This window comes from Peptostreptococcus porci, from assembly GCF_009695815.1.
GTDB lineage: Bacteria > Bacillota > Clostridia > Peptostreptococcales > Peptostreptococcaceae > Peptostreptococcus > Peptostreptococcus porci.
In genome coordinates, this window is sequence record NZ_VUNE01000004.1 from 135,862 (window position 1) to 159,422 (window position 23,561).

General features: G+C 32.9%; 22 protein-coding genes. 9 read left to right on the forward strand and 13 right to left on the reverse strand.

Translation table 11 applies throughout. From position 1 onward, the window contains the following. Positions 1–224: 224 nt before the first annotated feature. Positions 225–1,814 (reverse strand): sigma-54 interaction domain-containing protein, encoded by a 1,590-nt coding sequence (locus FYJ71_RS07780; RefSeq protein ID WP_328597753.1) that lies wholly within the window; start codon positions 1,812–1,814, stop codon positions 225–227. A 638-nt stretch (positions 1,815–2,452) separates the two neighbouring features. On the opposite strand from FYJ71_RS07780, the gene FYJ71_RS07785 reads away from it, so the two are divergent. From FYJ71_RS07785 to FYJ71_RS07825, 9 genes are all read left to right on the forward strand, one after another. Beyond that, complete coding sequence (locus tag FYJ71_RS07785) at positions 2,453–2,944, forward strand: DUF1097 domain-containing protein (protein WP_154538313.1); 492 nt, start codon at positions 2,453–2,455, stop codon at positions 2,942–2,944. A gap of 73 nt (positions 2,945–3,017) precedes the next feature. Further along, the gene (locus tag FYJ71_RS07790; RefSeq protein WP_154538315.1) at positions 3,018–4,211 is read left to right on the forward strand and encodes a CaiB/BaiF CoA transferase family protein; all 1,194 of its coding nucleotides are present in this window, start codon (positions 3,018–3,020) and stop codon (positions 4,209–4,211) included. Between the two features lie 15 nt (positions 4,212–4,226). Further along, complete coding sequence (locus FYJ71_RS07795; protein ID WP_154538317.1) at positions 4,227–4,682, forward strand: beta-alanyl-CoA:ammonia lyase; 456 nt, start codon at positions 4,227–4,229, stop codon at positions 4,680–4,682. A gap of 17 nt (positions 4,683–4,699) precedes the next feature. Then, positions 4,700–5,089, forward strand: coding sequence for a hotdog fold domain-containing protein (locus FYJ71_RS07800; RefSeq protein WP_154538319.1), 390 nt, complete (start codon positions 4,700–4,702; stop codon positions 5,087–5,089). Positions 5,090–5,101: 12 nt separating this feature from the next. Next, positions 5,102–6,334 carry an FAD-dependent oxidoreductase gene (locus FYJ71_RS07805; protein WP_154538321.1) on the forward strand — a complete coding sequence of 411 codons (1,233 nt, stop codon included), beginning with the start codon at positions 5,102–5,104 and terminating at the stop codon, positions 6,332–6,334. A 1-nt stretch (position 6,335) separates the two neighbouring features. Next, a complete protein-coding gene (gene preA, locus FYJ71_RS07810) occupies positions 6,336–7,589 on the forward strand; it encodes an NAD-dependent dihydropyrimidine dehydrogenase subunit PreA (protein ID WP_154538323.1) in 1,254 nt (417 codons plus the stop codon). A gap of 140 nt (positions 7,590–7,729) precedes the next feature. Beyond that, entirely contained in the window at positions 7,730–8,866 is a 1,137-nt protein-coding gene (gene acrC / locus FYJ71_RS07815) for an acryloyl-CoA reductase (protein ID WP_154538325.1), read from the forward strand. 12 nt (positions 8,867–8,878) lie between these two features. Then, the gene (locus FYJ71_RS07820) at positions 8,879–9,670 is read left to right on the forward strand and encodes an electron transfer flavoprotein subunit beta/FixA family protein (RefSeq protein ID WP_154538327.1); all 792 of its coding nucleotides are present in this window, start codon (positions 8,879–8,881) and stop codon (positions 9,668–9,670) included. A 12-nt stretch (positions 9,671–9,682) separates the two neighbouring features. After that, positions 9,683–10,711 (forward strand): electron transfer flavoprotein subunit alpha/FixB family protein, encoded by a 1,029-nt coding sequence (locus tag FYJ71_RS07825; protein WP_154538329.1) that lies wholly within the window; start codon positions 9,683–9,685, stop codon positions 10,709–10,711. A 115-nt stretch (positions 10,712–10,826) separates the two neighbouring features. Here FYJ71_RS07825 and FYJ71_RS07830 read toward each other — a convergent pair whose 3' ends face one another. The 12 genes from FYJ71_RS07830 to FYJ71_RS07885 form a co-directional block, all read right to left on the reverse strand. Further along, positions 10,827–11,660 carry an IS1096 element passenger TnpR family protein gene (locus tag FYJ71_RS07830; RefSeq protein ID WP_154538331.1) on the reverse strand — a complete coding sequence of 278 codons (834 nt, stop codon included), beginning with the start codon at positions 11,658–11,660 and terminating at the stop codon, positions 10,827–10,829. Between the two features lie 168 nt (positions 11,661–11,828). Next, positions 11,829–12,647 carry a radical SAM protein gene (locus FYJ71_RS07835; RefSeq protein WP_154538333.1) on the reverse strand — a complete coding sequence of 273 codons (819 nt, stop codon included), beginning with the start codon at positions 12,645–12,647 and terminating at the stop codon, positions 11,829–11,831. A 1-nt stretch (position 12,648) separates the two neighbouring features. After that, positions 12,649–13,821 carry an MFS transporter gene (locus FYJ71_RS07840; protein ID WP_195836918.1) on the reverse strand — a complete coding sequence of 391 codons (1,173 nt, stop codon included), beginning with the start codon at positions 13,819–13,821 and terminating at the stop codon, positions 12,649–12,651. 769 nt (positions 13,822–14,590) lie between these two features. Further along, positions 14,591–15,784 (reverse strand): elongation factor Tu, encoded by a 1,194-nt coding sequence (gene tuf / locus FYJ71_RS07845; RefSeq protein WP_154538337.1) that lies wholly within the window; start codon positions 15,782–15,784, stop codon positions 14,591–14,593. 47 nt (positions 15,785–15,831) lie between these two features. Further along, complete coding sequence (gene sigH / locus FYJ71_RS07850; RefSeq protein WP_154538339.1) at positions 15,832–16,479, reverse strand: RNA polymerase sporulation sigma factor SigH; 648 nt, start codon at positions 16,477–16,479, stop codon at positions 15,832–15,834. Positions 16,480–16,503: 24 nt separating this feature from the next. Beyond that, the gene (locus FYJ71_RS07855; protein WP_235899106.1) at positions 16,504–17,046 is read right to left on the reverse strand and encodes an NYN domain-containing protein; all 543 of its coding nucleotides are present in this window, start codon (positions 17,044–17,046) and stop codon (positions 16,504–16,506) included. Then, positions 17,033–17,767 (reverse strand): 23S rRNA (guanosine(2251)-2'-O)-methyltransferase RlmB, encoded by a 735-nt coding sequence (gene rlmB / locus FYJ71_RS07860; protein ID WP_154538343.1) that lies wholly within the window; start codon positions 17,765–17,767, stop codon positions 17,033–17,035. The genes FYJ71_RS07855 and rlmB overlap by 14 nt, the downstream gene beginning before the upstream one ends. A gap of 11 nt (positions 17,768–17,778) precedes the next feature. Further along, entirely contained in the window at positions 17,779–18,219 is a 441-nt protein-coding gene (locus FYJ71_RS07865; RefSeq protein ID WP_330389414.1) for a Mini-ribonuclease 3, read from the reverse strand. Beyond that, entirely contained in the window at positions 18,204–19,607 is a 1,404-nt protein-coding gene (gene cysS / locus FYJ71_RS07870) for a cysteine--tRNA ligase (RefSeq protein ID WP_154538345.1), read from the reverse strand. Before cysS ends, FYJ71_RS07865 begins: the two co-directional genes overlap by 16 nt. 35 nt (positions 19,608–19,642) lie before the next feature. Beyond that, on the reverse strand, positions 19,643–20,104 hold the full coding sequence (locus FYJ71_RS07875) for an S-ribosylhomocysteine lyase (RefSeq protein ID WP_235899107.1): 462 nt from the start codon (positions 20,102–20,104) through the stop codon (positions 19,643–19,645). A 23-nt stretch (positions 20,105–20,127) separates the two neighbouring features. Further along, positions 20,128–22,623 (reverse strand): cell wall-binding repeat-containing protein, encoded by a 2,496-nt coding sequence (locus FYJ71_RS07880; protein ID WP_154538349.1) that lies wholly within the window; start codon positions 22,621–22,623, stop codon positions 20,128–20,130. A 143-nt stretch (positions 22,624–22,766) separates the two neighbouring features. Then, positions 22,767–23,552, reverse strand: a complete 786-nt coding sequence (locus tag FYJ71_RS07885) for a TIGR03943 family putative permease subunit (protein ID WP_154538351.1) — start codon at positions 23,550–23,552, stop codon at positions 22,767–22,769. Positions 23,553–23,561 lie beyond the last annotated feature (9 nt).

The window sequence follows — 23,561 nt, forward strand, 5'->3', positions numbered from 1 at the left end:
AAGTAAATAGACTTGTTTCATAGAAAACAATATTTATTATAATACATAAATAATATATACTTTATTAATATACTATAATTATTAAATTGAAAATACCAACTTGATTAATTTTGATTGATTGATTAATAAACAAGATATCACATAATTATTTTTGTGTCAATCATTTTTTTAATATTTTTATATTTTTTTGAAAATTTCAAATATATAATGTGCAGATATAGATATCATCTATTAGATTTACAATGCTTATTTATCAATCTATTCGCCGTACTTTGAGAAATATTTAAAACCTCTGCTAATTTGTACGAAGAATTATGTTTTTTGTAGTATTCTCTGACAATATTTTTCTCTGCCAAATCCAATATACCCTTCAAATCTAAATTATCATTTTCAGAAATATTTAATACTATCTCACCAGAATCATTATAACTATCATGACTTGTAATAATATTTTGTGGCAAATCATCTATTCTTATAGTTTCATCATGCGAATTGATTACAAGGTATTCAATCAAATGCTCCAACTCTCTTATATTTCCTGGCCATGAATAGTTTTCGAAATACTCCATCAAATTTGCTCCCATATTTACTTTAGAATCGTATTTTTTATTAAAATAATCAATAAAATGGTATACTAGCTTTGGTATATCCTCTTTTCTATTGACAAGCTTTGGCATCTCTAATTGCACCACGTTTAGCCTATAGTATAGGTCCTCTCTGAATTGCCCTCTCTCCACTAGCTCCGACAGATTTTTATTTGTTGCGACAATTATCCTAATATCAGCAATTTTTTTTGAGGTACTACCTATTGGCATATATTGCTTTTCTTGAACTAGTTCAAGTAGCTTGGACTGCAAATTTAAAGGTATCTCTCCAATTTCATCCAAAAATAGAGTACCGCCCTCTGCTTGCTCAACAAGACCCTTTTTTCCAGAATTTAAAGCCCCTGTAAACGCACCTTTTTTATATCCAAACAATTCGGACTCCATCAAATTTTCCGGTATTGTAGTACAGTTTATATTCACAAAAGGCTTTGATGATCTATTGCTTATATTGTGTATATACTTTGCTAAAGATGTCTTTCCTGTACCAGATGCCCCTGTGATAAGTATATTTACATCCTTATCTACAAATCTATTTATCTTGGATATTATCTCGGTGATGCCCTTACTTTGAAAATTTCTAAAATTATTCTTCAATCCATCGCTTCTCAAATTGACATTTTTCTCTTTTTCAAGCTGAGACTTCGTATAATTTAGAGTATTGTACAATATTTCATTTTCTGTAATATCCTTGCAGTTTTCGACTACAAATAATACATTCCCTTCATCATCAACTACAGGAGAAGATGTATTTAGTATTACCCTGCCAGTCCTAGTCTTTTGCTTATATGTAATTGTACGTTTTTCCTCCAATACCTTGTCAAACAGAAGCACATCGACATAACCATTTTCCAAAACATAGTTTACGTGTTTACCTATCAAATCCTCTCTTTTCACTCCGTAGTTTTTTTCGAAAATCTCATTGCAATAAATAGCTATACCTTCTCCATCAGCTACAAAAATCTCATCAAAGGAATTATCCAATATATTCTTAAAAAAACCCTCCTCTATCTCATCATCGGAGACGATGTATAGATCATTTTTCTTCATTGCCATATGGAATACATTGTAGCTTCCAAAATCGATATCATCAATATGCTTTTCATTTTTTATATTATCAAAAACATATTCAGCATACACATTGTAGTCTAGTACAGTTTTGTCCTTTCCTGTCATTATTACCGGCTTTGTTACTATACCTTTAATGTTCACAGCTATCCCTCCCTTTTTTTATCATTATCCTGATCTTAATAATAGTATATGATACTAATATACTTTTCTAAACAATCTATTGTCAAGTCAAAATTGACTCAGTAATAAAATAAATATTATTAATATTCGATCAAAGCTACTGTATTTGCAAACCACAAATAAATATCACAGACAAATATTGTAAACCTAGAATCATAATAAGTCAATTTCGACTTGCATTCACTTTGTTTTTAAGTCACTATTGACTTATTATGATATATTTTTATCTATGATTATCTATTTCAAATCCAATTTTGTAAATTTTTTCATATAATTATCCGATTATTGAGAAAAAAATCGATTTTTTATGTAAATTTTTAAACACTCTATGGATTATTTTTTCACGAACTAAATGTTGAAATTAGGCACTTTTTAAATCTTAATATCTCAAAATAAGTGAAAAAACATTTTCCGTTTTGTTAATATTTTTATTTATTGGCATGGTAATTGCTATATTTTATTTATAAAAAATGGTAGGTTTATTTTTATAATTGACTAATTGATTTTATAACTTGATTTGATTTGATTAAAACTGGTGGTAGATGACATGATTTATTTTGATGAATTGATTGACATAATAAATTTCAGGAGGAAATTACATGAGTTTTTTACTTGCACTATCACTATCAACAGGTATTTGTTGCGCTATTTGGGCTTGGATATCTTCCATTCCATCGCTTCACTTGATAACATGGATAGGCTTTGCCGGTTGCACAGCCTATTTCGCATCAGGTAAACATGGTTTAGAGGGTATTTCTGCGGCATTTTTCTCCACTATGTCTGGAGTATTTTCGGCAGCAGTCGCCCTATTTATTTCTAGCAAAATACCAACACCAGCGACTGCAATAATAATGACTGGTATAATTTCATGTACTATGTGCTTGAAATCTGTCGCAAAACCATTTTGGTTTATCCCTGGAGCATTTATAGGTTGTTTTTCAACCTTTGCATATCTTTCATCAGGTGCGAATATACTTAGTGCTGATATAATACCTCATTTATTATCATTATCGGCTGGTACAATTTTAGCTTTATCTTGTGATAAAGGAGGAAATTTGTTATTTAGCCTTTTTGGCAAAAAAGAAAAATAAAAGTATGGCTTGGATTTATTTTTACAAACCTAGCTAACTTTATCTTAAATAATTTGTTTTGGGAGGAAAAAATATGAAAAAAGCTCTTGAAGGACTAAAGGTATTAGATTTAACACATGCTTATAACGGTCCTTTTTGTACAACACTATTAGCAGATAACGGTGCCGATGTTTTAAAAATCGAACCACCACATGGAGACCAATGTAGAACATGGGGTCCCATAGACGATAAAAGTGGCGAAAGTGGATTTTTTGCATTCTTGAATAGAAATAAGAAAGGCATCACATTGAATTTAAAAAATGAAGAAGCTAGGGAAATATTCTATGAATTGGTAAAGGACGCCGATGTTGTAGTTGAAAACTTTAGACCAGGTGTATCTAAAAAATTAAAAGTAGATTATGACACAATTAAAGAAATCAACCCTGGTATCGTATATGCTTCTGGTTCAGGATTTGGTCAGACTGGACCTCTAAAAAATAGACCTTGCTATGATATCGTAGCTCAGTCAATGGCGGGTATGGTAAACCTAACAGGATTTGAGGACTCAGTTCCAACAAAGGTCGGACCTTCTATCGCAGACAACGTTACTGGAATATATCTATGTGTAGGCGTGATGATGGCACTTTACAACAAGGAAAAAACTGGTCTTGGGCAACAGGTTGACGTTTCGATGTTCGATACGATATTTACACTTCTTGAAAATGCAATCGTTATTCAGACAATGAAGGGCGTAACACCTCAAAGACAGGGAAATATCGACCCATCAATAGCACCTTTTGACATCTATGCCACTGTGGACGGATATGTTGCAATAGGTGTCGGAAATGATAGATTATTTAAGCTTTTCTGCGATTTGATAGAAAGACCTGATTTGCTTGATAATCCACTATATGCCACAAATGACTTGAGAAGCCAGAACTATAGACCTGAGCTACAAAACATAATTGCAGAGTGGTGTTCAAACAAGAGCAAATATGATATTGAAAGTATGTGTGATGAAATAGGAATTCCTTGTGGACCGGTTTTGGATATGAAAGAGGCAATTGATCATCCACATGTACAAGCTAGAGAAATGATGGTTCATCAGACGCACCCAACTATTGGAGAAATGTACTTCCAAGGTTGCCCTATAAAGCTTTCTAGAACACCTGGAAGCGTAGATACTCCTGCTCCTTTGTTGGGAGAATACAACGAAGAGTTCTACAAAAATGTTTTGGGATTCTCTGATGAAAAATACAAAAAATTGATAGAAAACGAAGTAATATAAATGGGAGGTAAAAAAATGAGAAAAGAGTCTGTTCTTTGCTATAATATGACAACTTTCGACGCAAATAATCTGGAAGGTATCGTTCCAGTTGGTAGACAATTTGATTTCTGGGGAGATGCCGAAACTGAATTGATGATATTGAATGATGGAGATGAATCTCTTTGCTTGGGATACAAAAATGTAAAATTTTTCGACAGCATCTACGTCGGAGATCAAATGAATTTCAAGGCTACTTTACTTGAAGTTGGAAACTCTGCCAGAACTTGCAAAGTTCAATCCTTTAGAGTTGCAACGTCTGCAAAACGTCTTGGTGTCGATGGTGCCAAGGATGGAGATATGGTTTACTACGATGAGCCTCAGCTAGTTGGAGAGGGTACTGTTACTCTTGTAGTTAGAAAGCACCTTCAACGTGGAAACCAACCAGACGGACTTATTGAAGATCCATGGGCTGATATAGAAGAATACCTATAGAATTGAGGAGGCGTGAAATGAGAGATTTATTACCTGAAGAAAAAGAATTTAGAATGAGATATAGAATGTCTAGTAGAGATGTTTTCTATGGCGGCGGAATAGTAAATGGAGCGAGAACTATTACATATATTGGCGATTTGATGGATAGAGCTATGACAAAGCTATACGGAAATGCTGGTCGTTGTGTGGAAATAGAAAATATAAGACTGTACAATCCTGTTCATGCAGGAGATTATATGGAATTTGTAGCAAGAGTCCTAGAATGTGATGACAAAACTGCAAAAATAGAATGTAGAGCATTTAAAATTGCTGTTTTACCAGAAGAACCGGAATTCCCAAGCTCTATTGATGTTTTGGAAAAACCAATTGTAGCAATAGAAAGCACAATGATTTACGAAAGCAAATAGGAGGAAAAAGACATGAGTTTTGTTGATAAGATAAAATATGGTGAAAAAGCAGAACAGGATTTTAACATTAGAACGGCTATGGAAGAAGCAACTAGATGCCTACTTTGTGAAGATGCACCATGTAGCAAGGGGTGTCCAGCTGGAACAAATCCTGGAAAATTTATAAGATCGATACGTCTAAGAAATTTCAAGGGCGCTGCTGAAACTATTAGAGAAAACAATATTTTGGGAGGCTGCTGCTCCCTAGTCTGTCCATACGGAAATCTTTGTGAAAAAGAATGTGCAAGATGTGGAATTGACGAACCTATAAAAATTGGTAAGCTACAAAAATTTGCAATAGATCATGAGAAGGAATCTGGAATGAAAATACTTAAAGCTCCAGAAAAAAAGATTGGTAAAAAAGTTGCTTGTATAGGATCTGGTCCTGCATCACTTGCTTGTGCCACTGAGCTGGCACTTGCTGGTATCGATGTGACTATATTTGAACAATTTGATCAACCAGGAGGTGTTTTGACTTACGGAATAACACCTTCCAGACTACCTCAAGAGGTTATAGATCACGATATACAACAGGTTAAAGATCTAGGAATCGAATTTAAAATGAACACTAGAATAGATGGCAAAGACGGTGTTGAAAAACTGCTTAAAGAATTTGACTCTGTGTTCGTAGGTGTTGGTCTTTGGGATGCATCAGTTCCACAAATAAAAGGAATAGATGCCAAAGGTGTATACACTGCACAGGAATTTTTGAAAAATGCTAGAGAAAATAACGGAAATATAGAACTTGGCAATGACATATTAGTTATAGGTGGTGGTGATGTTGCGATGGACTGTGCATCTACATCAAAACAGCTCGGAGCAAAGAACGTTGCAATAGTATACAGAAGAACAATTGAAGAAGCCCCTGCATATTATGAAGAAATCAGGTACATTCAAAACATGGGAGTCCCTATGATAACTAGATTTGCCCCTGAAGAAATCTTAACTGACTCAGATGGAAAAGTTGAAAAAATGTTGTTTAAATCATGGGATAATGTATCCGAATTATCTATGAAAGCCGATACGGTTGTTTTCGCAATAGGTCAAAAAGCGAGCGACGACTATGCAAATATCAATCTACCGGACGGAGTATTTGCCAACGGAGACCTTGTAAATGGAGGACTTACAGTCGTACAGGCAGTCGCAGACGGCAAAAAATCTGCACTTGATATTATGAATTACCTTGGTGTAAAGGAGGCAAAATAACATGGCATTAGTAAAAGACCTTTCGATAGATTTTTTAGGAGTTAGATGTGAAAATCCTTTCTTTCTTTCATCATCTCCTGTTTGTAGTAACTATGAAATGATAAAAAAAGCATTTGAAGCTGGATGGGCAGGAGTTTTCTATAAGACTCTTGGTATATTCATCCCTGATGAATGCTCTCCAAGATTTGATATAACAAGAAAAGAAAGTGCTGTATGGACAGGTTTCAAAAATATGGAAATGATATCAGACAAGCCTTTGGAAAAAAACTTGGAATATATCAGAAGACTAAAGGAAGAATTCCCAACAAAGGTCATGGCTATAAGTATAATGGGAAGTGACGAAGAAGAGTGGAGAATATTGGCAAAAAAAGTTACAGAGGCTGGCGCAGACTTGATTGAATGTAACTTCTCATGTCCACAGATGACTACTAGTGCAATGGGGTCTGATGTTGGACAAAATCCTGAATTGGTAGAAAGATACACTAGAGCTGTCGTAGAATCAACTCATTTACCAGTAATTGCAAAGATGACACCAAATATCGGTAACATGGAAATTCCTGCAATGGCTGCCATAAAAGGTGGAGCAAAAGGTATTGCTGCTATAAATACAATAAAATCTATAACAAACATAGACATTGAAAATATGACTGCAATGCCTGTAGTAAATGCAAAATCTTCTATATCAGGATATTCAGGAGCTGCTGTTAAACCTATAGCGCTTCGCTTTATAACTCAGATGAAACAATATCCGGATCTTGCAGATGTACCTATCACTGGTATGGGTGGAATTGAAACATGGAGAGATGCTCTTGAGTTTTTATTAGTTGGCTCTGGAAACCTTCAGGTTACAACAGCAGTTATGCAATATGGATATAGAATAGTTGAAGATTTAATCAGTGGGTTGTCTCACTTTATGGATGAACATGGTTTTGAAAAAGTTGAAGATTTAATAGGATTAGCTCTTCCAAATATAGTTCCAGCAGATGCTCTTGATCGTTCATTTAAAATAATTCCAAAAATAAATGAAGATTTATGCGTAGGCTGCGGAAGATGTTATGTATCATGTTTTGATGCTGCACATCAGGCCATAGATTGGGATGGAGAAAATAGAAAACCTATTATAAATGACAACTGTGTTGGATGTCATCTTTGCTTAAATGTATGTCCAGTTCTTGATTGTATACTACCTGGTGAAGTCAAATTTAAAGAAGGTAGAGAACCTCATACTATAGAATTAAAACACAAGTATGAATAATTCACATCCACTTAATTACAATTAAAAAAATAAATTAGGATGGAGTAAATGCTCCATCCTAATTATCTATCTCATAATGACATAGAATAGAAAAATCAATTTATATAATATTGCAAAATCATTAAAAGAGGAGGAATAATATGGATTTTAAATTTTCAGAAGCTGAATTAAAAATACAAGATATTGCCAGAAAGTTTGCAGAAAACGAAGTAGAACCATATGCTGAAGAAATTGATAAGAAATCAATATTTCCAGAGGATACCTTTAATAAAATGGTATCTTGTGGATTTACAGGTATTGGAACACCAGTAGAATATGGTGGTTCTGGTGGAGATGATATAGCAAAGATAATAGTAGTATCTGAAATTGCTAAAAAATGTGCTGCTACAGCAGCTATTCTTTCTATTCATACAATTTTTTCAGATGTTATCAAGACATTCGGTAACAAAGAACAAAAAGAATTCTACCTTCCACAGGTTTCAAATGGTGGAAAAAAAGGTGCATTTGCTCTTACTGAACCAAATGCTGGTTCAGATGCTGCAGCTGTAAAAACTACAGCAATATCTGATGGTGATGACTACATAATAAATGGTGCAAAATGTTTTATAACTGGTGGAGCCCATGCAGATTATATGGTTGTATTTGCTTCAACAGACTTGACAAAAGGTGTAAAAGGATTATCAGCAATAGTAGTTCCAAAAGGAACTGAAGGGTTTTCAATAGGTAAAACTGAAGATAAAATGGGAATTAGAGGCTCTGAAACATCTGAACTTATATTTGATAATTGTAGAGTTCCAAAGTCTAATCTTGTAGGTAAGGAAGGACAAGGCTTTAAAATAGCCATGGTCGCCCTTGATAGCGCTAGAATAGGAGTTGCTGCTCAAGCATTTGGTATAGCTGAAGGTGCCCTTGACCATGCAGTAAAATATATGAAAGAAAGAGTACAGTTCGGAAAACCGCTAACTGCTCTACAAGGTTTAAATTGGTATATTGCCGATATGAAAACAAGAATTGAATGTGCTAAATGGATGACATATAGAGCTGCTTGCCTTAAAAGAGATGGAGAAAAATTCACTATGGATGCTGCAATAGCAAAATACAATGCAGCCAATACTGCTATGTTTGTTACAAATCTCGCATTACAAATACATGGTGGATATGGATACATGAAAGAATACCCTCTTGAAAGAATGTTTAGAGATGCAAAGATTACAGAAATATATGAAGGTACATCTGAAATACACAAATTAGTAATTTCAAGAGAAACATTAAAATAAGGAGGTTGACCTATGAAAATCATTGTTTGTCTAAAGCAAGTACCAGACACAAACGAAGTAAAAATAAATAAAGAAACAGGTACATTAATTCGTGAAGGCGTGCCAAGTATAATAAATCCTGACGATATGAATGCTCTTGAAGAAGCTCTAAAAATCAAAGACAATACAAAATCAGAAGTAATTGTAGTGTCTATGGGACCTCCTCAGGCTAAAAATGCACTAAAAGAAGCATTGGCAATGGGAGCAGACAAAGCATATTTAGTAAGTGACAGAGCCTTTGGTGGCTCGGATACTTGGGCAACTGCAACCATACTATCATCAGCCATTGAAAAAATAGGCGATTATGATATTATTTTATGTGGTAGACAAGCCATAGATGGTGATACTGCTCAGGTTGGCCCAGAAATTGCCGAATTTTTAAATATACCTCAAATAACTTATGCAAAAGATGTTAAAATCAATGATAAAAAAGTACAAGTAACTAGATATACTGAATTTGGAGATTTAGTATATAAATCTGAAATGCCAGTATTGTTAACAGCTATAAAAGATTTAAATACACCTAGATATCCTGAAATTAAAAAAATATATGAAGCATATTCTAATGATGACAATATAGAAATATTAGGGCTTAATGATTTAGATGTAGATACAACACAAATTGGTTTAAAAGGTTCACCTACGAATGTATATAAATCTTTTGTTCCTGTAAAAGAAAAACATTTTGAAATGATAAGTGGGCTAACAGATAAAGAAAAAGCATCAAATTTATTTGATAAATTAATAGAATTAAAACTAGTATAGAGGAGGATACCGATGAGAGCAAAAGTTAATCAAGATATTAATATTTCAGACTACAACGGTGTCTGGGTTATTAGTGAACAAAATTTAGGTAAACTACATAATGTTACCTTAGAATTAATTGGGGAAGGAAGAAAACTTGCCGATAAAATAAATAAAGAAGTTTCTGTAGTAGTTTTGGGAGAAAATATAGAAAATATAGTAAAACAACTTGAAGAATATCCAGTTGATAATATAATATGCATAGATAAACCTGAATTAAAACACTACAACACAGATATATACGCAAATTGTATTGATGAAATAATAAAAGAAATGAAACCTGAAATTGTGCTTTTCGGTGCAACTTCAATAGGAAGAGATTTAGCTCCTAGAGTTTCTGCAAAAGTAGGAACAGGTCTAACTGCAGATTGTACATCCCTTGAAATAGATGATATAGATGGAAAACTTTTACAAACAAGACCGGCATTTGGTGGAAATTTAATGGCTACAATTATATGCCCTAAAAATAGACCTCAAATGTCTACAGTAAGACCTGGTGTAATGCAAAAGGCACAAAAAATAGAAAATAAAATTGCAAAAATAATAATTCCTAATATAGATAAAAATAATCTGATATCCAAAGTTATGTTTAAAGAACTTTTAATAAATGATAAACCGAGGGTTAATCTTCAAGATGCAAAAATTATAGTATCAGGAGGTAGAGGATTAAAAACTCCAGAAGGGTTCAAACTTATAGAAGAACTTGCTGAAGCATTAGGTGGAGTAGTAGGAGCTTCAAGAGCTGCAGTAGATTCAGGATGGATAGATCATAGCCATCAAGTAGGTCAAACTGGAACAACAGTCAGACCGGAACTTTACATTGCATGTGGAATATCTGGTGCTATTCAACACCTAGCTGGTATGAGTGAATCAAAAACTATAGTAGCTATAAATAGTGACCCTAATGCACCTATTTTTAAAGTTTGTGACTATGGTATCGTTGGAGATTTGTATAAAATAATCCCAGAACTTATTGAACAGGCAAAAAATAATAAAAGATAAATTAATATAATTATACAAAATATCTGACCTAATATGGTCATTTTACCCTACTAAAAAGCTTGATAGAAAGAGTGTGCTAACTTTCTATCAAGCTTTACTATTACTTGTCTAATTGTTATTTATCTTTATCTCTATCTTTTGATAATGATAAGAAATCTATAACATTGTCATCCTTTATTTTATTAGACTCTTCATCAAAATCTAACACCTTCAAAGAGTCTTTTTTATTTTTTGGAGATCCATTTTTTTTCATATTTTCCTTAGAGATTGCTGCTCTTTTAAATTCTTCAACTAACTCATCAAATTCACTGAAATCTATTTCTTTTCCATCTTCTCCAATATTTTCAAACTCTGAAAAACTATTTAAAAATTCCTCTTCAAATTCATTATCTTCCATATGGCTACGTATATCATCTTCCTCTGGAAATACTATCATATTTTTTTCAAATATCTTTGATAAATTATCATTTACAGAAAATATATCAAATTCAATTTCATCTCCTGATTCTCTTGTAAACAATAATTCTTCATTTCCAGCCATATGGTCATTTAGGTTTTCTCCCTTATATTTTAATATCCTTGGCTTGAAATCAAAATCCTTGCATTCCTTTAAACCTTTATACTCTATATTAAAAACCCAATTACTAGTATAGTCATATCTATATATAACCTTGCTATCATTCATAAGAACAATATCTGCCATGCTAATCACTGGATCAAGATAGTTTTCATGTTCTTGAAAACAAGGTGATGTCATTGGATTAAATGATGAAATTATATCTTTATCTATCTCGAATTCCCAACCAAATAACTTTTCAAACCCAAATGCAGTTTGAATAATTAAATGTAATTCAAAAAATGATATTCTAAGAGGTATTTCTATTTCCCTCCATACAGGTGGTTTTGATATTCCTTTTAACTTTACTTTGATTACATTTTTATACATCATTTTCACTCCTCTAATAGTAAATAGTTTGATTTTTATTTTACTCTATATATAAATATTATCAGAAAATCAAATAAATATAAATACAAAATCTCAAATAACTTTAAATATAGTATTTATATAGTTATTTTCTAAAAATAAACAATATAATTTTATATACTATTTACTATCTTAAGTTTTTGATTTATTGCTATGATTAAAATAGATTTTATATTTTATATTTTTTTTCTTACAATATTCTTGAATAGATAAATTCATATCATCCCAATAACTATCATTATTATTATTGTAAATATCCCTATATAAATCATATAAATTTGTAAAATTTTCCATAATGAAATCTAAAAATCTCTTCTTATAATTACCCCTTAAATTCAGATTTTCAAAATAAAATTCATCAACAAAATATTCTAACCTGTCGATAATATCAAAAACATTGGTGATTTCAGGAAAAATTGGTGATATAAAAGCATATGTTTTAATTCCATTATCTTTCAACTTTTTCAATGTGTCAATTCTTTGTTCAATGCTACTTGCTCTAGGCTCAGTCATACTTCTCAAGTTATCATCTAATGTATTTAAAGATATACCAACTTTTAAATTTTTTATCTTTATTAATATAGGTAAGTCTCTCAATATTAAATTTGATTTTGTTAATATTTCTAAATTTGCATTTGAATCTATAAATTGCTCTAAAATTTTTTGAGTAACACAATACTTTTTCTCAAAAATATTATAAGCATCTGTCACAGAACTTAATAATACTACTTTTTCTGATAACTTTCCAACATCAATATTTTTTAAGCTATTTTTTATATCAATAAAATCTCCCCAAGGTTCTTTATGATTAGTAAATCTTTTCATAAATTCTGCATAACAATATATACATTTATGAGGGCAACCTATATATGGATTAATAACATAATCAGCATCTGGTAGATTAGATTTTGTTATAATAGACTTTGTGACAACTTCATTAACATTAATCATATTAACTCCTTAACTCCAAAAAATTTTTTTCAGTATACAATCCTATAGACACAACAAGCATGATTAAAATTATCATCCCTATTAATAAGTTATATTCTAATAGTATTCCTATGCCTGTAAGCATTATAGTATTTAAAATTAAGACACAAAAAGATATAGTCGAAAGATATGTTGCTCTTATATCGTTATTTACCATTTCATTTTTTTTCATCTCCAAACTCTGATGCCTTAAAGGACTAATAGCTTGAATTAAAAACATTCCTAATATAATGTAATAGGTACTATTTGCTAATATAAATAACAAACCTAAACTTAAAATAATAGGAGAGTATTTTAATACTTTTTTCCTACCGAAATATCCTATAATACAATCAGCTTTTCTTTGTATCATAAATGTTATCATTTGAGATGATGTATAAATAATACCAAAATAAAATATATTAATACCTTGTTTATATAGCAATGGTTGTATTATTACAGGCAAATAAAATGTTAATCTCCCTGTTGACTCATAGAAAATTAATGATATACCTTCTCCATTTTTTTTTATAATTTCAAAACTTCGTTTAAAAATTTGAAGAGGATTACTATATCCATTTCTTTCTGCATTTATATCAATTTTTACAAAAAAAGATATTATAAAAGCTATACTTCTAAAAACAGCAAAAAAATATATAAATAATTTAAAATCAATATCTTTTAATATAAAGCTACAACTAGAGTTAATTATGCCTGATATAATAGAACCTAATGTAATTCCTGAATAAAAAAATGCTAGTTGTTTACCTATATTTACTTTTTTACCTATAGCCTGTTCTACTATAATTGCATCATTATTTCCTGAAAATAAACTCCATCCTAATCCCTCTAATATATATACTGCAAAAAAACCTATCGCTGTATTTGCAAACAATAAGACTATTGAAGATGATAAAAAGGCAATTTGAGAAAATATTAATATTCTTTTTCGTCCAACTATATCTCCAATTATCCCTGTTGGAATTTCTAATAATGCACAACTTAATGGCACAGTCAAATTAAGTATAGATATAACAGATATTGGTATTCCCTTGTTTTGAATGTATATAACTTCTATAGGTGCAAACAAGTTTAACATAGTCATAAATACAATCATATACAATAGTTTTGTGTTTTTTAATATTTTATCACTCATTTTTATACCATCCATTTATACATTATTTGATATTTGTATCCATTTATCAATAGATTTCTGAATATTAGATTGATCGAAAAGTTGAATGCAAATATCAATATCCCTATTTAATTTTTTTATGTATTTTGCAATTTTTTTAAAATCAATAACACCTTCACCTAAAGGTAAATGATCATCTCTTTCACCATGATTATCATGTATACATATATATTCTAAAAATGGTTCCATTTTTTCAAACCAATACTTTATCTAAAGATTTAACCACTTTGTATTCTAAACCCATTAAAAAATTTTGATAGTAATCATTTTCAATTTTAAGATTTTGTAAAAGTTGATACTTTCTAATTCTCAGTCTTTTTCTAGTATTATATTTGAATATCTTTTTAACACTCTATATTCGTGTGTACTACTATTAAAATTTTTCATCTTAGTTATTAAATTTATTTATATTTTTTGTAAATAACCTGTACTATATGGAACTTAGATTATTGTTTACTCTATATATTAGTACCTTCACTTTTTGACTTCCCATTTTTTACGATTAAATTGTTTTTATTTCGGGAACCATAATGTGGAAAATACTTCACACCATATGTTAAAATTACCTCTATTGCTTAATATTGTCAACATTTTTTATATATAAATAACGTTGATAGCAATTTATCCATTTTTCATCTAATCGACAATCATATTTTTATTACCATCAACGTTAAATATTATATATACTAAAATCAAATTTTATTTTTTACACCTTTGAATAAAATTACAACTATTCGATTATAGATGCAACAACACCAGAAGCTACTGTTCTACCACCTTCTCTAATGGCAAATCTTAATCCTTCTTCAACACATATTGAGTTGATTAGGTCTACTTCTATTGTTACATTATCTCCAGGCATTACCATTTCTATTCCTTCTGGTAATTTACACTCTCCTGTTACGTCTGTTGTTCTGAAATAGAACTGTGGTCTATATCCATCGAAGAATGGTGTATGTCTTCCACCTTCTTCTTTCTTCAATACGTATATTTCTGCTGTAAACTTTGTATGTGCATTTACTGTTCCTGGCTTTGCTAGAACCTGTCCTCTTTCGATTTCTGTTCTCTGCACACCTCTCAACAATGCTCCTATGTTATCTCCAGCTTCTGCTTGGTCTAGTAACTTTCTGAACATTTCTACTCCTGTTACTACTACCTTTCTTGGTTCTTCTGTTAATCCTACTAGCTCAACTTCATCAGATACCTTCAATACTCCTCTTTCTACTCTACCTGTAGCAACTGTTCCTCTTCCTGTGATTGAGAATACGTCTTCTACTGGCATCAAGAATGGCTTGTCTATATCTCTTTCTGGTGCTGGGATATATTCATCTATTGTGTTGAAGAAATCTACTATTACTTCTCCCCATTTTGAGTTTGGATCTTCTAGTGCCATTAACGCTGATCCTCTTACTATTGGAGTATCATCTCCTGGGAATTCGTATTCGTTTAGTAATTCTCTTACTTCCATTTCTACTAGTTCTAGTAATTCTTCATCATCTACCATATCACACTTGTTCAAGAATACTACTATGTATGGTACACCTACCTGTCTTGATAGTAGGATATGTTCTCTTGTCTGTGGCATTGGTCCATCTGTTGCCGCAACTACTAGGATCGCTCCATCCATCTGTGCTGCTCCTGTGATCATGTTCTTTACATAATCGGCATGTCCTGGGCAGTCTACGTGTGCGTAGTGTCTGTTTGGTGTTTCATACTCTACGTGTGCTGTTGAGATTGTGATACCTCTTTCTCTTTCTTCTGGAGCCTTATCTATGTTGTCAAATGCAACTGCTTCTCCTAGATGATACTTTTCAAATAATGTTTTTGTTATAGCTGCTGTTAATGTTGTTTTACCGTGGTCAACGTGTCCTATTGTTCCGATATTAACATGTGGCTTACTTCTTTCAAATTTAGCTTTTGCCATTTTAAAATCTCCTCCTAAAAAAATTTTTCTCTGGTTGTATTTTACTATTATTCTCTATGATTTTCAAGTGATTTCTCCAATTTTCTCTTCACTCGCTGTATTGCATTATCAATAGATTTTATATCTTTAGACAACACTTCTGAAATCATCCTATAGCTTAATCCTCTTAAATATAATATAAAGACTTTTTTTTCAAACTTACTCAGGCTTCGATCAATAATGCTTTCAAGGTATTCAAAATCCTCTTTTCCAATTATTAGCTGTTCTGGATTTCCGTCTGGATTTTTCATAGATTGCTGAAAAAGTTCACTACTAGATTCATCATCTACTGATGCTTTATCAAAAGACACATATGTATTGAGTGGAATGTGTTTCTGTCTTGTGGATGCCCTCACAGCAGTTATCATCTGTCGGGTAACACATATCTCAGCAAAATGCTTAAATGATGCAGACATATTAGGTTTATAGTCTCTGATAGCTTTGTAAAAGCCTATCATCCCTTCCTGTATGATATCGTCCCTATCTCCTCCAATCAAAAAATACGTCCTTGATTTTTGCAAAATCATAGGTCTATATTTTTCTACTAGATAATTTTGAGCTTCGACATCTCCAAGCATTGCCTTTTCCACATACCTATAATCTTCTTTTTCTCTACATGACTTTTCAAAATCTAATTCTATCTTAGAATCCAACATCAAAACCTCCCAGTCCCAACACAGTCATTTTCTATTTCTTCTCATGTTTTCAAGCCTATTTAAAATGTCGCTATCTATTCTATTTTCGAGCCTATTCATATCATTATACTTCTTAGTCGTATTTTTATTGCTGTTTCTCAACTCTTCTTTTGCGTTATTCAAATCTCCAATCAGTTCCCTAGAGGAAATTCTCGTACATCCCTTTCCCAAAACTATCTGTTGCTCTGCATAATCGCTAGTTGCAACAGCAATTTCATCATATTTTGAAAGACCTGATATAAATTTTTCTATATAGCTGTCAGCGGTCTGATTTTCTCTGGTAAATATTACAGTTATGCCATGATGATTTTCAAGCTTCTCATCGCACCCCTTTACATTATATGCATCAAATACCACATAGGCCTCATATCCCTTTAGTTTTGCGTACTCTTGTATGTTACTGATCAATTTATCTCTTGCCTCTTCCAAATTATCCTTTGATATCTGCTTCAATTTACTCCATGCATTGATTACATTGTATCCATCTACTATCAATATTTTTCTCGGCACAAACTTATTTTTTTTCATTTCTTTGCCTATATACTTCATACAACAAAATACCACCGGCAACGGATGCATTGAGTGATGAAACATTTCCAGACATAGGCATTGATACCGTAAAGTCGCAATTTTTCTTCACCAGCCTTGATATACCTTTGCCCTCGCTGCCAACAACCAACGCCAACGCTCCCGATAAATTTTGTTCATAGAAGGTTTTGCCGTCCATATCTACTGCGGCTATCCACAATCCATTTTCCTTTAATGTGTTGATGGTGTTTACAATATTTGTAACAATACATACTGGAACATATTCAACAGCTCCCGCAGATGCTTTTGCAACAACTGGAGTAATGTGTACACTCCTTCTTTTTGGAATGATTACGGCATGAGCGCCAACCGCATCAGCAGTTCTGATAATAGATCCCAAATTATGCGGATCAGTTATCTCATCCAATATTATAAAAAAGGGATCTTCTCCCTTGCTTCTTGGAATCTCTAGTATTTCATCCAATTCATAATACTTGTATTCAGCCGTCAATGCAATTACCCCTTGATGAGAATGACTCTCTGACATTTCATCTAACTTGTGTCTATCTACATTTTGAATAACTATGCTCTTTTCTTTGGCAATGGCGATAATTTTTTTTATTGAGCCTTCCTTTGAGTCTTTGTTCACAAGAATTTTTTCTATTTCTCTATCATTTTTTAATGCTTCTAATACTGGATTTCTTCCCTCTATCAAAGCCATTTCTTCACCACCTATCTGTTTTCAATGGCTTGAATTGCCATCAAAACTATAAATTCCAATCTATCTGTATCGCCCTTCAAATATAGATACCCTATCAAAGACTCGAATCCAGTGGCGTGTCTATAGTCAATAATACTGGCATTTTTTGCTCCAGTTGACTTTTTATGATTACGACCTCTTTTATAAATGGTGGTTTCTTCCTCAGAAAGAATCCCCTCCATCGACTTTATTGCCTTTGACTGAGCGGCTGCACTTACATACATAATCGCAGACCTATGTAGCTCATTAATCTTAGTATATATACTTTTCTTTATTAGATATTCTCTGATATATGTTTCGTAAATCGTATCTCCCAAATAAGCAAGAGTAAGAGGAGATATCCTCAATAGCTCCTCTTTGCTCAATTCACGTAAATTTATTCCGTCTTTTTCCATAGCTACATCTTTTTCCACTTGACACCTTGTCTTGTATCTTCAATTGAAATTCCCATAGATGTCAATTCATCTCTTATTTTATCAGCCAACGCAAAATCCTTCGCTTTTTTGGCTTCAGTTCTTTTTTCAATCAAGTCTTCTACCTTTTTAACTAATTCTTCATCAAGGTCGTCTGATTTTTGTGCTATATTTAATACATTTGTCAGCTCATAGAACATATCGAGATTGCACTTTATAAACTCTTTTGAAGAAGTTTCAGCCACATTCGTATTCATAAACTTCGCTAGTTCAAAGATTGTACTTATGGCATCAGCAGTATTCAAATCGTCATCCATAGCCTCTATAAATTTATCTCTGAAAGATTCGATAGTAGGGATTAACTCTTTTTCTTCTGCACTAATCCCCTCTACTGTCTGATTGCTCAAAATAAATTCTGCCCTATCTCTGGCATTTGTCAATCTTTCCAATCCTGATTTCGCCTGCTCCAATATTGTGTCACTAAAGTTTACAGGATTTCTGTAGTGAGTTGATAGCAAGAAAAATCTCACCAAGCCAAGATCATAAACCTTTGATATATCTCTTACTGTAAAGAAATTACCCAATGACTTGCTCATCTTTTCGCCATCCACATTTATATACCCATTGTGCATCCAATATCTTGCAAAAGTCGCATCATTAGCACACTCACTCTGTGCTATTTCATTTTCATGGTGAGGGAATTGAAGATCCTGTCCACCAGCATGAATATCAAGTGTATTACCCAAATATCTTCTAGACATTACAGAGCATTCTATGTGCCAGCCTGGTCTTCCTTCTCCCCATGGACTAGCCCATCCAGGTTCGCCCTCCTTCTTTGCCTTCCATAGAACAAAGTCAAGTGGGTCTTCTTTTTTGTCATCAACATCAATTCTTGCACCTAATTCCAATTCTTCTATATTCTGATGAGATAGCTTTCCATATTCATCAAATTTTCTAGTTCTGAATAGAACATCGCCTTCAGATTCGTATGCAAACCCTTTGTCCACCAAAGTCTGGATAAAGTTGATAATCTCTTTTATATTGTCTGTAACCTGAGGATGTACATTTGCTCGCTTGATTCCCAAACCATCACAGTCAACAAAATATTCTTCTATATATTTTCTAGACACTTCTTCTGGAGAAATCCCTTCCTCATGACTTCTCTTAATAATTTTGTCATCCACATCAGTAAAATTCTGAATGTATGTAACCTCGTAACCTCTGTATTCGAAATATCGTCTTAATGCATCAAATACAGTAAATGGTCTCGCATTACCCAAGTGTATATAGTTGTACACAGTAGGTCCACAAACATACATCTTTACCTTACCTGGCTCTAGAGGTATGAATTCTTCCTTTTGTCTAGTCATTGTGTTATATACTCTCATCGAAAACCTCCGTCTACTTATCAATTAGTAATTTTTTATTTTTCCCCGTATATATTTAATGAAAAACCTTCTTCTAGCACTTTTCTAGCATATTTTTTTGCACCTTCCAGAGAAAGATCTCTGTAGTTTCCACATTCTTCTTCTGAAGCGGCTGGAATATTTTCGGCTGCTAAAACCATCTCTAAAGATTTTTCAAGGCCATCCTTAACATATGATGGCTCCACATCTCCCCACATAATCAGATAGTATCCTGTCCTACATCCCATAGGAGATAAGTCAATAACTCCATCCATATTATCTCTCAAAAACGTAGCCAATAGATGCTCTAGACCATGAATGGCATCCGTTTCAAATACCTCTTTGTTCGGCTGCAAAAATCTCAAATCGAACTTTGTGACCTTGTCTCCATTTTTTCCATCTAAGACGCAACACTTTCTTACATAAGGTGCCTTTACCTTAGTGTGGTCAAGTTGAAAGCTTTCAACATTAGATTTCATAATATAACCTCTTTTCATATTTTCTATTTTTGTTTATCCTTCATCAAAAGAAGTTCAGTAACTGCCATACTGTTATTTCCATTACCAACCTGCACGATTTTATCTATTTTTTTCTTTTCGAGAACTCTTTTCTGCTCGGCTGATAGCCTTCCATGAGTCAACACTATTGGAGATTTTTCACCAGCGGCATATGCTCCAATCGCCAAGCCGTCTATCAACATACCTTGATTTCCATAACCATCCTTTGCAACGAAGACCTGTTTTAATTCACTGCTAGTATAAAACCTTTCGATAATCTTTGCATTAGTATCGTTTCTATCAAGTCCACTAACTCTGGCAGGATTTTTCAACTCACTTTCTATACTTTGCGGAACAGAGGATTCTCCACCTATAATATATGATGACAGAACACTGTCAGAAGATTTTAGCTCTGAAGGAATGTCGACCTTACCTTTTTCATCTGATAGGATAATAGGTATGTTTTTCTCTCCGGAAACAGGTGAAAAGCTTATTGCATCTGCCAATCCCTTATAACCATTTACGACTGCATACGCATTTACTTTAGAGCTATCTACAGACAATGTTTTCTGAGCAATCTTGTTGCTAGTTTCGAATCTGTCCTGTCCGTATATTCTCTCAACACCAAAGCCTTGTTTTTTTAGTTCATTGACAATAGAGCTGGATATCGAATTCTCTCCACCTATTATTACCACATTCTTTGCTCCCAGACGCTTTATTTCATTCATGACGTTTTTATTTATAGAGCCTTTTTCCGTAAGCAATATAGGTGCGTTTAATAACTTCGCAAGAGGTGTAGATGTCAGAGCATCGGCTATTGCTCCTCCATTTACCAAAAATACATTTTCTGCACTAGACCAGCCATTTGCCGAAACCTTGATCGCTGTTTCATATCTGTCCTGACCAGCCAAAATATTTGCTCCTCCAACGCTCTTAGTTATTCCTTTTATAACAACATTGGATGGATAATAGGTGCTTACTCTATTTAAATCCACAAGTCTGCCCTTTGAAAGTATGTATGATTGACCGTAGTTTGCTTTGGATACAAACATTTTGTAGTTTTTTACATTCTTTTCAAGTCCAATACTCGATTTTTTTGACTGTGATGAATTATCTATCTTTACACATATTGATCCATTTCCAGTCGGAAGAATATAGTTATCAACGTCAGCTGTTATATATCCAGAAAACGGCACTACTCCTGACTTTATAAGCATTCTCTTATTGTAGCTAGGTGTTCCGTTCTCTTCTGGTACATAGTATATCTCATATTTCGCTCCAATACTATCAGTTGCAAACATCACTCCCTGAAGAACTTCATTCTGTCCGAAATTGAATTTATTTGCAGCAACCACTACATCAGATGATAGAGTTGAAGACATCGAATATTCATGTTGATATATCTTTTGCCCCTTGTCTTTCTGTACTCTGGCAATTGCATAATTATCAGAATATGACAACAAAGTCTTGTCCTCATATGAAATCCAAAGATATCCACTTTCCTTGTTGTAATTTCCCCAGCTATTTTTTATCAGCCAAGCTCCATTACTCTTTGGTTTTACCTTTCCAGTAAATCTATCTTTTGAAAAATTATCATCCCATCCTACAATCGCTATTGCATGAGTCTGTCCCAGCGATTCGTCACAATAAAAGGCTGTAGAGTCCTGACTCATGTATTTTGCATCGTCATAATAACCAGATGTAATTGCTCCATATTTCAAAATTGCATTTTTGACGGAACTTCTATCAGTAGCTACATTCACAACATCCAAAACATTATATCCAAGCCTTGGAGCAGAATCGAAGTTCGCAGGTTTTTTTGCACCCTCATCAGTAGTCACATTTCCATTATAGGGAATATCAGACTCTAGCTTTGGACCTTGCCATGAAGTAAAATAACCCATTGATGTTTCATTTGTAGATCCTTCAGAATCACCGATCTTCCAATCAAAAGTACCATCCTTTGCCCACCATCTCATATGTTCTTCAGAAAGATCATATGTTCCAATATTACTCTTCTTTAGAAAACTTTCAAGAGCGGCGTTTCCAGCAAATGACCAGCAAATACCAAGCTTTAACTGATTTTTGATGCTTGTCATCAAATTAAATTCTCTTGGATCAAACTTGTTAGACTCAGCCGTTATACCACTTACGCTTTTACTATTATCAGTCAATTTGGTTCCATTAAAATCAAAAGGATCTGTCTTTATCACTTCAGAATTATTATTTGTAATGACTTCCCCTTGCCCATTACTTGGCTGATAGTTGCCTTGATTTTCAGATTTCCCTGAAATAGACTCTGCCTGTACTTGTGGCTGTGAAACGCTACTATTTGAGTCTGTGTTTCCTGAAGTAACTCCCTCATAGCTATATACCGGATTTTGATTTCTTTCATCTGCATTTGAAAATGAGAAAGAGCATCCAGTAGAAACAATAACTGATACAAGAGAGACACACACTATTTTTTTTATTAATTTTTTACCACTACGTTTATATGTCATTTTTATCTCCTAATCACTACCTTATAAATAAATTTATCCATCTACATAATACCACGAAATATCAATATTTTCAACTTATTGATATACATACAAGGACTTCAAAAACAACTCACTCTCGTGGTATTTATGCTTTTAAATCACACCTATTGAATATATACAAATTTGTCTTTTGGTTCATCAGCTTTCGTGAATTTTACATTAAAAATAATTGGGAGTCTTTCATAATTATATTCCCTATAATTATTCTCTTTAATCTCCCCTTCGACAATATACCACTGACCTCTTTTCAGATTGTGCATATCCTTATCTTCGTAAATAAATCCACAGGTTTGAAGGTCAGCCATACAGCACAACATACCCATTCTTCCAATTACAGCAAAATCACCATTGTTCTGTTTGTCATCAAGCACACAACACAAGAGTCTGAATTTTGTGCCCTTATATTTTTTCCAATCTAATATAGAATCATAGTACCATTTCATGTACTTTACATCCGTTATGTCTATATAGTCTTTTCCTCTTTCCTTTTTGTATACCGTCCTCTTTATCTTTTCAGTTCTGTTTATTCCGCTTGAAACACTTGTAATTCCAGCCTTTGACTCAGTTTTTATAACACTTGATGATTGAGACGTCGATAACATTGCCACAACAAGATCCTTCGACATATAAAAAACCATCATCAAGGGTATTATCACGATAAAATACCTACAAAGATTATTCATATGTCTTGGTTTAAACAATTTAGATACTGAGAATACTGCAATAGCTATCAATATGACTGCAGAAATCGCCAAAATAGTATTAAATTTCGGATGAACAAACAAGTTCAGTCTCCCGTTTTGTAATCCCACTAGGATGAGTGCAGAAAGAAAGAGCTCTATCAGAATCTGTATCAGTATCTCTAAATTAATTCTATTAATTTTATTCATACTCACCCC